The following is a 13,214-nucleotide window of genomic DNA, read 5'->3' on the forward strand; positions in this document are numbered from 1 at the left end:
CTTGGAGCATCGATGCGGGCTGCCGTTTCGCGGCCTGCTCGAGCCCTCGTCCTCTAATACCCCCACCATAAGATAATGGGATCAACCGGGACCCCAACCAATTTGTCGGGGTTTCGCATTTCCCGGCCGCCGAATACTGCCCCCAACGAATAAACCGCGCTTCCGGGGAGGATCGCGAATGCGGGGCGGCAACCAACCTTTCATTCTTTCGCGCCGGGCATTTTGCGGCGCGGCAATCGTGGCCGGTGGCCTGCTCGCCGGGCGTGTTTCCGATGCGGCGTCACCTGCCTTGCGAGAATTCCCGGACGACCTGTTCGGGATCGCCGCGTTCGACGCCGGGCATCTGGTGGCGGTCGGCTATCATGGAACGGTGAAGGTCTCGTCCGACGCGGGCGGCACCTGGACCCGGATCGATTTCGGATCGCCCGAACTGCTGCGGCGGGTGGCGGCGCTGGACGGCGGCACCGCCTTCACCGTAGGGCACCAGGGCAGCATTTTCGGTAGCGCCGACTACGGGCGGAGCTGGACGTCGCTGTTCAGCGAGCCGGGCCTCTATCTGCGGGCGCTCGCTTTCACCTCGCCCGCGGCGGGCTGGGCGGTGGGGCATGAAGGCACGATCCTGCGTACCGTGGACGGAGGTGCCAACTGGCGGCGGCAGAAGATCGCCGACTACAAGGGGCGTGACCTGCCACGCCTGAGCGGCATCGCCGCCTTCGGCCCGGACCACGCCATCGTGGTGGGTGAATTCGGCGTGGTGGCGGAGACCGTCGACGGCGGCGCCAACTGGCGCCTGCTCAGCTACCGGCAATGCCCAACCCTGACTGACATCGCCGTCGCCCGTGGAGAGGGCCTGGCGGTCGGCCTCAACGGCACGCTGCTGCGGCTTGTCCCCGGCAGCGTGACGTCGGTCGACACCGGCATGACACGCCACCTGCTTGCCGCCTCCATCGCGCCCGACGGCCGCACGCTCGTCGCCGGGCAGGGGGCGATCTTCGACTGGAAGGCGGGCGGGCTGAAGCCGGCCGCCGTCTCGGGCGGTTTCGACATGGCGCACAGCTGGATCGGCGGCGTGCTCGGCCTGCCGGGCGGCGCGGCGATCGGGGTCGGGGAACATGGCGCCATCCTGCGCGCGGCCGGGGCCGATGCCCCCTTCGTGCTCGCGGGCACGACAACGGTGACGGCGAGTGCCAACTCGCATGAGGAGGCTGCCCCATGATCGCTCGACGTATCGCCACTTTTGTAACGCGGCGCGCCATCTGGATCGCCCTGACCATGATGGTGGCGACGCTGGCGCTCGGCTATGCCTCCTTTACCCAGTTGTCGCTCAAGGTCGTGCTCGAGGCGATGCTGCCGGTGCAGCATCCCAACGTCCAGCTGATCGGCAAGTTCGGCGCCCAGTTCGGTGGCGCCAACACCACGCTGATCATGATCGAGAACACCAGGGGCACGATCTACAGCGAGGAATATCTCCAGGCCTACAAGCGCATTGCCGATCAGGTCTATTACTACCCGACCGTCAACCGCCCCCTGGTCCAGGCGCTCACCTTGCGCAAGACCAAGGCGGTGGTGGGCTCGGCCGACCGGATCGACATCAATGCCATCGCCTGGCCCGACCTGCCCAAGACCGAGGCGCAGTGGGCGGCCTTCGAGGTGGCGATCAAGGCGCAGTACCGCGGCACGCTGGTGTCCGACGACGAGCGCGCTGCCATGGTCGTCGCCGATTTCGCGGATGATACCGACTATGCGGCACTGGTCTCCTTCATCGAGGAGATGGGCGCCAAGGAGGCGGGGGCAGGCGTGTCGGTACACATGGTGGGCCGGCCTATCCTGCTGGGCACGATCGACCAGAACCTGAGCGCCACGATCGGGCTGATCGCCGTCTCGCTGATCTTCTCGGGGCTGATCCTGCTTGCCTATTTCCGGTCCTGGATGGGGGTGCTGGTGCCCATGCTGACGGCGGCGATCGGCACACTGTGGGGCACCGGTGCCATGGCCCTGGTGGGTTACAATCTCGACCCCCTGCTGATCATCCTGCCGGTCTTCGTCTTCGCCATCGTGCTGTCGCACTGCGTGCAGTTCATGTCGCGCGTGTTCGAACGGCTCGAAGCCGGCATAGCCATGCAGGAGGCGGTCGCCGGCGGCCTGGCGCAGGTCTTCGTGCCCAGCCTGACAGCCATCGTCGCGGCGGCGGGCGGCTTTTTCGTCCTGGTTCTGATCGGCATTCCCAGCCTGCAGGTCCTGGGCATCATCTGTGGTGCCTGGCTGCTGGCGATCGCGCCGGCGCTGATGCTGACCGCGGCGATCCTGTGCCTGCTGCCCCGCCCGCGCAAATTCCGCGCCCGCACCACCTGGGTGGAGACGGTCTGGCGCATCGCCCGCTTCGACCGCTATCCGGCCGTGATCATCGGCATCACGATCGCCCTCCTGGGCATGGGCTACTACGGCGCCCGCTACGTCGTCATCGGTGACGCCATCGGCAGCCCGATCCTGTGGCCGGATGCCTCCTACAACCAGGACAATGCGCTGATCAACGGCCGCTTCGCCGCGGTCGGCACCGACACCATGTACATCTATGTCGACGGCCCGCCCAAGACCATGGTGGAGCCTTCGGTCTACCGCAACCTGGAGGAACTGGACCGTTACGTCTGGCAGCGGGTGCGCCAGGCGCGCATGGGCCTGAGCCTCGTGCCGATGATCAAGGCCGTGAACAAGGTTCTCTACGAGGGGGATCCCTCCTATGCCTTCATCCCCAATTCGACCGAGGAGGTGGGCTTCAACATCTACCTGCTCAGTAGCCGCGGCGAACCCGGGGACTTCTCGGCCATCACCAACGACCAGTGGGAAATCGGCAGCATGGCGATTCCCCTGGACGACAAGACCGGCGGGACGGTGGAACTGGCGACATCGATGGCTCACGCCTTCATCGACCAGATGGCGCCGATCGCCAACGGCGCCAAGCTGAAGGCCACGGGCGGCCAGGTCGGCATCGCCGAAGCGATCAACGATGAGATCAAGGACACCAAGGATATCATCCTCGTCGCCATCGTTGTCTTCATCATGGCGAGCGTGCTGGTCGCCTTCCGCTCGGTCGTCGTCGCCGCTGTACTGTGCTGCGCCCTGCTGACCTCGACCTACCTGACCGACAGCTTCATGTGGCTGATGGGCATCGGCCTCAACATCAACACGCTGCCCCTGGCGGCACTGGGGGTCGGGCTTGGCGTCGACTACGGCATCTATGTCCTGCACCGGATCAAGGAAGCGCTGGCGGAAGGCCACAGCTACGAGCACGCGGTCACGGAATCGCTCAGGAGTGCGGGGAACGCGGTGATGATCACGGCCATCACCATGATCGCGCCGGTGATGCCGTGGGCCTTCTTCTCGGCGCTCAAGTTCCAGGCCGAGATGGGCGTGCTGCATGCTGTCGTGCTGCTCTTCAACATGATGGCGGCGCTGATCTTCGTGCCTTGCGCGGTGCTGATGTTCCGGCCGGTGGCACTGCGGCGGCTACACCGCCGCGCGACACCGCCACACGGACAACTGGTGGTCGGCGAGGGGGCCGAATAGGCCGCGGTGCGGGCACAGGAAACCATCAAGAGACAGGGCTGGGGGGAAAAATGGTTGCCAACTTCAGGCAGGATTGGAAGCGGACGCTGCTGGCTGGAAGCATCCTGGGCAGCGTCTTCGGCGGTGCGATTGCAACCGCCGGCGTGGCACTGGTCGCCGATTTCAGCTACTCGGGCCGTATCAAACAGGGCGTCTCGGTCGCCACCGACCAGGAAGGCGGGCCGACCTGGGGCCCGGCGAATTTCATCGCCGAAATCGCCGCTGCCCTGCGGGTGGACAAGAACCTGTCGTTCACGGCCGACCTTTGGATGAGGGCCGACTGGTACCCCTATCTCAAAGGCAACTTGCGGGACCGGGGCATCCAGAACTTCAATTCCCCCGACTTCCGCGACCAGTTCGGCTATCGGCTGAACCGGGGCGGCAACACCTATGAGGGCGAAGTGCCCTTCGGCAACGATGCCAAGGATCTGCGCTGGTATACCGACATCGATGACATCGTCCGAGAACTGTCGGTCAATTACCGCACCAGCGACCGTTCGGTTTCCGTGAAGGCGGGCAGTTTCGTCCGTGGCTGGGGCCAGTCGGACGGGCTGCGCCTACTGGACATCCTCAATCCGCAGGATTTCAGGGCCCGCTTCGCCCTGTCCAATTCCGACGAGCTGCGCATTCCCCAGACCGGCGTCGCGCTGGACGTGGACCTGGAGCGTCTCGGTGTCAGCGAGCCCTTCGAGGCGATCGGGATTACCAAGCCCTCGTTCGAATTCCTCTACTTTCCGCAGGTGCGGACGAGCGAGTTCTTCATCAACAACCCAACGCCCTCGGACCAGACGGACGGCGGCGTTTTCGGCTTTCCCTATCCCTACCTGGACGATCCGGTTTCCGGCCGCGGCCTGCCTTACATCGGCGCCAATCTGCACGACCTGAAGCCCAACGAGTGGAGTTGGGACGACGGGGAACTTGCCGCGCGCTTCAAGTTCAACCTGCTGGGCGCCGAAATCGCCTTCAGCGGTTTCTACGGCTGGCAGGACCTGCCTGTCGTCACCCTGCGCGGCGGTACGCTTCTGGTCGGCACCAATTACAACGACCCCGACAAGGCGCTGTTGGCGGTGCCGCTGGGCGTCGAGTCGTCGACCTTCATTACCCACGGGCCGGGCATGTACATCGACCAGCTCCGCACGCTGGGCGGGCTGAACAATATTCTGGCCGGCGCCCTGGGGCCCACGCTGGGTGCCTTGAACTCGGCCGTGCAGGCGGTCACCGGGCCGCTCAATCTTCCCGTGGGTGGCCTGCTGCCCAGCGGCGGCAATGGTACCGTCACCCTGCCGGTGGTCGGGCCGCTGAACCAGGTGGCCCCCTTCGGCTGCACGAACCTGCCGATCATCGAGGGATGCTCGGTCAATTTCGACTTCAACCTCGACTATCGCTACCGGCAGAAGCTGCTGGGCCTGAGTCTGACGCGCGACATCAAGGAGCTGCGCTTCGGGGGCAAGCAGGTGAATCCCGTGCTGCGCATGGAAGTCAGCTACGAATTCGACAAGCCGTTCAACCGCAGCGTCGTGCACACGCCCTATGGCGATGCAGTGGGTTCCGCGGCGCTGGTGGTGCCGCCGGGCGATGCCATCACCTACCGTGACCAACTGGCGGTGATGGTCGGCTTCGACTTCCCCCTCTGGGTTCCCTTCTGGGACGGCCAGCGCAAATCGATCTTCACCAGTTTCCAGTTCTTCAACTTCCACACCTTCAATTCCGCCAACTTGATGTACCAGGCGCCCTATGCCCAGACGCCGGTGCACGCGAACCAGCAGTTCGTAACCGCGTTCTGGAGCGCGCAGATCGACAACGAGCAATTGGTGCTCGAGGGGCTGGCGGCCTACGACATCAACAACAAGGGCTTCGCCTACCGGCAGCGGGTCGACTTCAACTACTTCGGCGACTCGATCCGGCCACGCCTCGAATACATCCATGTCGATGCCAAGAACGGCGTCGGCCCGTTCGGCTTCATCAACGACGCCGACATTGTCGAGCTTTCGCTGACCTATCAGTTCTAGAACCAAGGAGGTTATAATGGTGGGGAGAAAACTGAGGCACGTCGCCGGGGGAGCCGCGATGCTCCTCCTGGGCGCTACTGCGGTGGCCAGGCCCGCATCTGCCGCGGACTGGGTGGATGAATGGCAGGCCCTGGCCAAGCAGACGGGATTTGCCGGCCATGCCAAGTTCGCCGAACTGCTGGCCAAGCCTGAGGCGATCAAGCTGGCCCAGGATTGGGAGGCGTTCCGCGGCTATTCGGCCCGCTCGATCGTGGCGCAGTCGAACATTCCGCCAGACCTGAAGCCCGGCCTGGAAATCACCCGGGAGACGGCGGCGAAATACCCCTGGCTGAAGGATTACCTGCCGGGACCAAGCTATGACCGGCTGATGTCCACCGAATGGTTCCGCTGGGGCAAGATCCGCATCGTGCCCACCACGCCCTATGCGCTGAGCGCCAAGCGCCTGGCGGCGACGAAGAAGGCGCAGGAAAGCGGCGAGGCCTTCACGGTGAACGACAAGGGGGAACTGATCGACAGCAAGGGCGGGTTTGCCCTGATCGACAGCGACGCGCAGCCCTTCACCAAGCCGAAATCGGGCATCGAACTCTACTGGGCCTTCCTGGGCCACGGCATCGCCAACGAGAACCTGGAGTTCAAGCCGCTGGCCCTCGATGCTTGCCTGCCGAGTAACAAGGTCGACCGCTCCTACAAGCTGCACCTGTGGTGGCAGAAGATGCACGGCCGCGTCGACGTGGCGCCCCTGGGCTCGATCAAGGGCGAGGACGACGTGATCGAGGCCGGCTCGGTCATCTTCCTCGAGCCTTACGACGTTGCTGGCCTGGCGGCGTCGCGGCGGCGCTTCGCCGCAGCGGACAAGCCGGATGACTTCCGCGCCTTCGTGCCCAGCCTGAAGCGCACCCGCATCCTGGCCGGTTCCGACTCCCAGGATCCGATGGCAGCGGGCTTCGAGGCAACCTGGGACGAGTGGCGGCAGACCTGGATGAAGCCCGACGTGAAGAATTTCGACTTCAAGATCGTCGGTGAGAAGCTGATCCTGGCCCAGCCGGAAACCGGCCATGCCTATAATCCGGCGCAGTCGTCCTCAAACCCGTGCGAGATCGACGTGATCGACCTCGAGCTGCGGCCGGTCTGGGTGCTGGAAGTGACCGACAAGACCGGCAACTACATCTATGGCAAACGCCGCATCTATATCGACAAGGAATTCTGGTACGCCCAGTACCAGGAAATGTTCGACCAGAAGGGTAATTTGTGGCGTGTCATCGACGATGCGCGCGACATGATCCCGGAAAAGGGCCTGTGGATGTGGCGAAACTACGTCATGTGGAACGTCATCTCGACCCGCTATAACCGGATCGAAATGACGGCCGACTGGTCGATCCTGGACAAGCCGATGGAAGGCCTGTTCGACGTCGATGTGCTGCGCGACAACCGGTGAGGTTAAACCCATGAATCAGCAAAGCTGCTCGATCTTGTTCAAGCATGGCCTTCTGGCGGTGCTGGTTGCCCTCATCGCCGGGTTCTGCCTGATCTTCAGCATGATCGGCGAGATTTCCTTCTCACCGCTCCCCTTGGGCATCCCGATCGAAATGCCGGGCACGCCCGCGGGCTGGCGGGTGGTCCACCTGGGCATGCTGCTGAACGGCTTCATGGCCCTGATCTTTGGCGCGGTGTTGCGGCACCTGGTGTTCGACAACAACGCGCCCAAGCGCATCGCCTTGTTCACCGTGATCGCCGTCTGGGGCAATTTCTGCTTCTACCTGTTCGGCATGTTCGCGCCCAACCATGGCGTAACCATGGGCGACAACAGGCTGGGCGACGGCAACCTCGCCGGCGCGTTGGCCTTCCTGCCGGCGTTGGTGGGCGCAGTCACCTTGATCTTTGCGGTGGTCACCATGCTGCGTGGACGGGTGGCAAGTAACTGATCATTCCCAGTTCCAGGTGAAGACCGCCAGCGGCGACGCTGGCGGTCTTTCTCTTTCGGCGGAATCTAGCCGTTGGATTGCACGAACTTCCAGAGGCATGGCCGTGCGATCGCGCTTGCCACGACGAGTTCGAGCCACGCCCACGGCAAGGCAATCGCCAGGGTACTGGTGTCGGCGAGGTTCATGTTCAGCATCGCCAGCCAGAACAAGGCAAAGAAGAACAACCAGGACAGCGTGCCGGCCAGTACGACAATGCCCCAGCCCTCGCCGAAGCGCTCGGCGGCGAGCCAGTAGATCGCGACCGTCATGGCGACGAGAAGCGTGTCCCAAAGGCCCCATGCGAGGAACACGGTCAGGTCCATCGGTGCGACACCGGGCACCATGGCCAGGGTCTCGCGCGTCATGGGCATTACGAAGGCGAAATAGCGAAAGATTTCCGACGCGTTGACCCAGATACTGACCACCAGGCAGGTCAGGACGAATGCGCGCAACGGAAATGGCGGCCTGGTCGTGGCGAGAGACACGCTAGCGGTCATGCTGAATCCTTTCCTCGACGGCGAAGAGAAGCTGGGCGGCATAGGTACGAAGGGGGCGTGGCTCCGGCGTGATGCGGGAGACCGACCAGAGACCTTGTGTCGAAACAGTCAGGAACGAGGCCAGTCGAGCGACCAGCGAGGGCCTGGCCGGCGCCTTTGCCCGCAGTTCGTTCCCGACCGCATTGCCAAAGCCGGCAGTCAGGCGGTCCAGGTGGCGTTGCACCAGGTCGCGGAAGACTGTGTCGTGAGGGCCGCTTTCAGTCATTGTGTTGGCCATCAGGCAGCCCGGTCCTGGCAGCCCACGCGCGGCGGCCAGATTGATCTGCGTCTCGAAATAGGCGCGGACCTGGGCCAATCCCGCCCCCGGCGCTTCAACCGGTGAGAAGGCAGGCGATACGATGGCCTCGCGGTAGGCCTCGGCCGCGGCGACAAACAAGCCGCGCTTGTCGCCAAATTCGGCGTAGAGACCGTGCCGGCTTACCCCGGTTGCCCGGACCAGATCGTCGATCGACGTGGCGTAGTAGCCATGAGACCAGAACAACTCCATGGCTTGGAGTGTTGCATCGTTGCGTTGATAGCTCTTGGGGCGTGGCATATCTCGATTGAATCAGAATGATCATTCTGATTCAATCGAGATATGCCGGTCAAGACCGCGGGCGATCTACAGGAAAAAAGAAGACCGCCAGGGTTCATCCCGGCGGTCTCTAGTTTGAGGCGAGGGGGAGGCCCCGCCTCGGGGAAGCAACGGGTCAAATCAGCCCGGCGACCTTCACCACCAGGCCGTCGAAACGCTCGTCGACGGGGATCTGGCAGGCGAGCCGGGCACTGGCATCGCCGCTGGCAAGAAAGACGAGCATCTCGCTCTCGACCGTCTGCACCGGCGGTAGCGGCAGGTCGGACAAGTGCGAGACCAAGCAGGTGCCGCAGACGCAATTGCCGCCGCAATCGCCCTCGATCCCCGGAATGCCATTCGACTTGGCAAGCTGCATCAGCGACTGGCAGGGCCTGCCGGTCACGGATCGGCGGGTGCCGTCGTTCAGAACGAAAGTGATGCGCACGGCACCGGCTTCCCCCGCCGTGTCTTTGTCGGTGGCTGTCATCGGTTTTTCCTTCCCTCGGCCGCGTTTCGTCGCCGGATTCTCGCTGCCGGATCGAGCCGGGACGCCGATCTATTGGTTGGTTTCCCGGTCCCTCAGCCCCCCTATCATGACGACAGAGGCCGCATTGAGACAGGAACCGATCCCGTGACCATCACATTCCCCGCGCCGCGGATTTCGACCGCCGATGACGAGTTGCAGCACCTCAAGGAAAGCTTCGCGGCGCAGGCCAAGGCCTTCCACGGTGACAGCAATCCGGACCGTCGGACCCGGGGCGACCGCCTGCACCGCCTGGGCGAGATGGTGAAAGCCAACAGGCAGCGCATCATCGAAGCTGTCGCAAGCGATTTCGGCACCCGCGCAGCGGAGGAGATCCGCCTGACCGAGATCGCCGCGAGCTTGGCGCAGATCGATTATGCGCGGAAGAACCTGCGCCGCTGGATGCGGCCGCGCCGGCGCAGCACGTCGATATGGTTCCTGCCGGGCAGCGGGCGGGTCATCTGCCAGCCCCTGGGCGTCGTCGGCGTGATGGCGCCCTGGAACCTGCCCTTCAACCTGGCTCTCGCGCCCGCCGTCGCCGCGATCGCGGCCGGCAACCGGGTCATCATCAAGATGTCCGAGGCGGCACCGGCAACAGGCGAGCTGACCCGCGCCATCGTCAGGGAACGGATGGACGAGACGGAGCTTTCCGTCGTGCTGGGCGCGGCCGATGTCGCCCAGGCCTTCGCTGACTTGCCGTGGAACCACCTGCTGTTCACCGGATCGACTTCGGTCGGGCGCAAGGTAGCCCTTGCCGCCGCGCGGAACCTGGTGCCGGTCACGCTGGAGCTTGGCGGGAAGAGCCCGGTGATCGTCGACCGCGACTTTCCCATCGAGGAGGCGGCGAAGCGCGTAGCATGGGGCAAGGCCTTCAATGCGGGCCAGATCTGCGTGGCGCCGGACTATGCCTTCGTCCCGCGCGAGAAGGTGCATGATTTCGCCCAGGCCTTCCTCGCGCAGGGGCGTCGCTACTTTCCAGGCGGGATCATGGACGATGCCTACACCTCGATCATCGACGAGCGTGGCGTCTCGCGTCTCGAAGGCCTGCTCGGCGCCGCAAGGCAGATGGGGGCGGAGGTATTGTCACTGGGCGAGATGACAGACGTCTCGCGGCGGTCGCGCAAGATTCCGCTGTCGCTCGTGATCGACCCGCCGCGGGATTCGAGCATCATGACGAACGAGATCTTCGGGCCGCTGCTGGTCGTGCTCGGCTATGACAAAATCGACGAGGCCATCGCCTTCATCCGCTCGCGGGAAAATCCACTGGGTCTCTATTATTTCGGCCACGACAAGGCGACGCGCGGCAGGATCCTGTCAGAAACGCTGTCGGGCGGCGTGGCGATCAACGATGTGATGCTGCAATACCTGCAGGTGGACCTGCCCTTTGGCGGCGTGGGGGCCAGCGGTATTGGCCGGTACCACGGGACAGAAGGCTTCGATACCTTCTCGCACCACCGGGCCGTTTTCACCCAGCGCGGCCCCTTGGGTGTGACCGGCCTCAAGTTTCTCTACCCGCCCTACGGCGCCATCGGGAAGAGGCTCATCTCGATGATGGGCGGCTGAAACGCCAATTTTGGCTCGGAAATGCGGGAGGGTATCGATGGCTTTCCAAGAGAAGCGTAGCATGACGTGCCACAGCGAGCTCGCCGGCGTGCAAAGGTGGTTCCGCGCTTCCGTATTGATGTGACCATATCTTCGCTTTGAATGGTAGTTAGGTTGACCTGGGAATGCGTCGCCCCAATTGTTCTGAAGGTGTCTCGCTGATCCTCAGTACCGTGCGATTTTCGGCATTCGCACTAATGTAATCTCACAAATCCCTAGATGCTCTGAGCCTGTGGGAACTGACGGTGCAATGGCTTGGCCAGTTCGAACGGTGAAGCCAATTGCAGTAGGGCCACATCGTTACCGTCGCGTGTGGGAATCCGTACGCCGACCAGCTGGCCGGCATTCGTCCAAGGGGCGTGGCGGCGGGCAGGCCGGTCGCGTTGTAGGTCTGACAGAGCACCACGGCGACGGCCACAGCCGTATCCTGTTCAGCCTGGTTGGGGTTCGACGGGGGCATGCTTTGCTTGGGGCATCGACAACAATCTGACGCGAAAGCTCAGCACCGCGGATCCGGTCCAGGTCGCGGCAATCAAGGGCGCGGCGCGGACGGGGCCTATTTCTCCGCATCAGTGTGGCACTTGTTGTCGTCATCCTAGGCGATCGTCATCCTGGGCGATCCGATCGCGGGGTCTTTGGCCGCGGCCGGGTTGATGATGATAGTGGGTGTCCACCTCCATTTGCCGGAATAGTACGAGCATTGGCGCGCCCGTAGCGCGCTGGCGCACGAGCCCCGCCACACCCATGATGCCCACCATCAGCGCGATGATGGTCCAGATATCCCTCCCGGTGAGCCCCACAGCCACTGGCATCATCACGGCGCCTTGGGGCTCAGCCACACGCACTGTCCCGACCAGCATTGTGGCCACGGCCATTTTCATCGGGGCGACGATTGAACGACTCGGACAATTTGATTACGTTCTGATCAAACTGGAAACAAAGTTTCATGGATCGCACCAGCACTATCCTTATTGTCGCCCGCGACGGCACCGAATGGGTCGATGTGGTCGACCACCTCGCCGACGACTATGGCTATCGGGTGCTGGTGGTTCAGGGCAGTGCCGAGGCCCTGGCGACCCTGGTCGACGTTCATGTCGATCTGGTGGTCGCCGAGATGGAGGAGCCGGCGGAGAGCGGCGCCGCGCTGTTGACCGAGCTGCGGGTCAGCCATCCCGACATTATCCGGATACTGATCCTCGATGCCGATGCGCCGGGGATCGGGCGGGCCATCTCCCAGGCGGCGATCTATCAGTTCCTGCGCAAGCCGCTCGATGCCGAGCAACTTGCCCTGGTGGTCAAGCGCGGGCTCGAAACCCGGGAACTGGCGCGCCGGCACCGCATCCTCTCGCGCGAATTCAAGGTAAGCGACAATGCCGGCCTGCTCGACCTTCACCCCAGCCTGCCCTTCCGGGCCGAGAGCATGCGCTTCGAGAAGCTGGTCTATGCCAGCGAGAAAATGGCAGAACTGTGCGACGTCGCCCGCCAGGCCGCGCGCACCGAATTGCCGATCCTGATTCAGGGCGAGACCGGCACCGGCAAGGAATTGCTGGCCCGGGCCGTGCATTACAATTCGGCCCGCAAGGCCAGCCCGCTGCAGGTGCAGAATTGCGGCGGCATGTCCGACGAACTGCTGCAGTCGGAACTGTTCGGCCACAAGCGCGGCGCCTTTACCGGGGCGATTTCCGACCGGCTGGGCCTGTTCAGGGCGGCGGACGGCGGGACGGTGTTCCTCGACGAAATTTCCGAAGTCTCGCCCTCGTTCCAGGTCAGCCTGCTGCGCTTCCTCCAGGAGGGCGAACTCAAGCCACTGGGCTCCGACAAGTCGCTGATCTGCAATGTCCGTATCATCGCCGCGTCGAACCGGCGGCTGAGCATGCTGGTGGCGAAGGGCGAGTTTCGCCAGGATCTTTATTTCCGCCTCAAGGGCTTCGAGTTCGAGGTGCCGCCGCTGCGCGACCGGGTCGAGGATATTCCGGTCCTGGCCGAATTCTTTGCGGCCAAGCACAGCGAGGCGATCGGCCGCAAGATCCTGGGGATTTCCGCCAGCCTGATCGAAAAGCTCGTGCATTATGACTTCCCCGGCAATATCCGCGAACTCGAGAACGAGATCCGCCGGATGGTGGCCTTGGCCAAGGATGGCGAGTACCTGACGACGCGCAATCTCTCGCCGGCCTTGCAGGCGGCCGCGCCGCGCCGCACCCCCAGGCGTCGGCCGGGTTCGTGCCTGAGGGTGAGACCCTGAAGGATCGTGTCGAAAGCCTCGAGAAGCATGTCGTGCGCGAGAGCCTGGGGCGTCATCGCTGGAATCAGAAACGGGCGGCGGAAGAGTTGGGCTTGTCGCGCGTGGGGTTGGCGAACAAGATCAAGCGCTACGGGCTCGACGAGCCCCATCGATAGGGAAGGGGC

At 64.0% G+C, this 13,214-nt stretch carries 11 protein-coding genes; 8 read left to right on the plus strand and 3 right to left on the minus strand.

What is annotated here, in order from left to right; translation table 11 throughout:
- Positions 1–178 precede the first annotated feature (178 nt).
- From D3874_RS04515 to D3874_RS04535, 5 genes are read left to right on the plus strand one after another with little or no spacing between them, the layout of a single operon-like run.
- Positions 179–1,216 (plus strand): WD40/YVTN/BNR-like repeat-containing protein, encoded by a 1,038-nt coding sequence (locus D3874_RS04515; protein WP_119777018.1) that lies wholly within the window; start codon positions 179–181, stop codon positions 1,214–1,216.
- Positions 1,213–3,564 (plus strand): efflux RND transporter permease subunit, encoded by a 2,352-nt coding sequence (locus D3874_RS04520; protein WP_119777019.1) that lies wholly within the window; start codon positions 1,213–1,215, stop codon positions 3,562–3,564. Before D3874_RS04515 ends, D3874_RS04520 begins: the two co-directional genes overlap by 4 nt.
- 50 nt (positions 3,565–3,614) lie before the next feature.
- Complete coding sequence (locus tag D3874_RS04525) at positions 3,615–5,612, plus strand: DUF1302 family protein (RefSeq protein WP_119777020.1); 1,998 nt, start codon at positions 3,615–3,617, stop codon at positions 5,610–5,612.
- A 58-nt stretch (positions 5,613–5,670) separates the two neighbouring features.
- Positions 5,671–7,047, plus strand: coding sequence for an outer membrane lipoprotein-sorting protein (locus D3874_RS04530; protein WP_158595834.1), 1,377 nt, complete (start codon positions 5,671–5,673; stop codon positions 7,045–7,047).
- Between the two features lie 10 nt (positions 7,048–7,057).
- Complete coding sequence (locus D3874_RS04535) at positions 7,058–7,534, plus strand: hypothetical protein (protein WP_119777022.1); 477 nt, start codon at positions 7,058–7,060, stop codon at positions 7,532–7,534.
- Positions 7,535–7,599: 65 nt separating this feature from the next.
- Here D3874_RS04535 and D3874_RS04540 read toward each other — a convergent pair whose 3' ends face one another.
- The 3 genes from D3874_RS04540 to D3874_RS04550 form a co-directional block, all read right to left on the minus strand.
- Positions 7,600–8,070 carry a hypothetical protein gene (locus tag D3874_RS04540; protein ID WP_119777023.1) on the minus strand — a complete coding sequence of 157 codons (471 nt, stop codon included), beginning with the start codon at positions 8,068–8,070 and terminating at the stop codon, positions 7,600–7,602.
- Positions 8,060–8,617 (minus strand): TetR/AcrR family transcriptional regulator, encoded by a 558-nt coding sequence (locus tag D3874_RS04545; protein ID WP_158595835.1) that lies wholly within the window; start codon positions 8,615–8,617, stop codon positions 8,060–8,062. Before D3874_RS04545 ends, D3874_RS04540 begins: the two co-directional genes overlap by 11 nt.
- 202 nt (positions 8,618–8,819) lie before the next feature.
- Positions 8,820–9,170: a 2Fe-2S iron-sulfur cluster-binding protein gene (locus tag D3874_RS04550; protein ID WP_119782123.1), complete on the minus strand. Its 351-nt coding sequence runs from the start codon at positions 9,168–9,170 to the stop codon at positions 8,820–8,822.
- A gap of 144 nt (positions 9,171–9,314) precedes the next feature.
- On the opposite strand from D3874_RS04550, the gene D3874_RS04555 reads away from it, so the two are divergent.
- The 3 genes from D3874_RS04555 (at position 9,315) to D3874_RS29045 (ending at position 13,205) form a co-directional block, all read left to right on the plus strand.
- Positions 9,315–10,769: an aldehyde dehydrogenase family protein gene (locus D3874_RS04555; protein WP_158595836.1), complete on the plus strand. Its 1,455-nt coding sequence runs from the start codon at positions 9,315–9,317 to the stop codon at positions 10,767–10,769.
- A 985-nt stretch (positions 10,770–11,754) separates the two neighbouring features.
- Positions 11,755–13,050 (plus strand): sigma-54-dependent transcriptional regulator, encoded by a 1,296-nt coding sequence (locus D3874_RS04565; protein WP_199698938.1) that lies wholly within the window; start codon positions 11,755–11,757, stop codon positions 13,048–13,050.
- Positions 13,029–13,205 carry a helix-turn-helix domain-containing protein gene (locus D3874_RS29045; RefSeq protein WP_199698939.1) on the plus strand — a complete coding sequence of 59 codons (177 nt, stop codon included), beginning with the start codon at positions 13,029–13,031 and terminating at the stop codon, positions 13,203–13,205. The genes D3874_RS04565 and D3874_RS29045 overlap by 22 nt, the downstream gene beginning before the upstream one ends.
- Positions 13,206–13,214: the final 9 nt, after the last annotated feature.

This window comes from Oleomonas cavernae (assembly GCF_003590945.1).
In the GTDB taxonomy this organism is placed as follows: Bacteria; Pseudomonadota; Alphaproteobacteria; order Zavarziniales; family Zavarziniaceae; genus Zavarzinia; species Zavarzinia cavernae.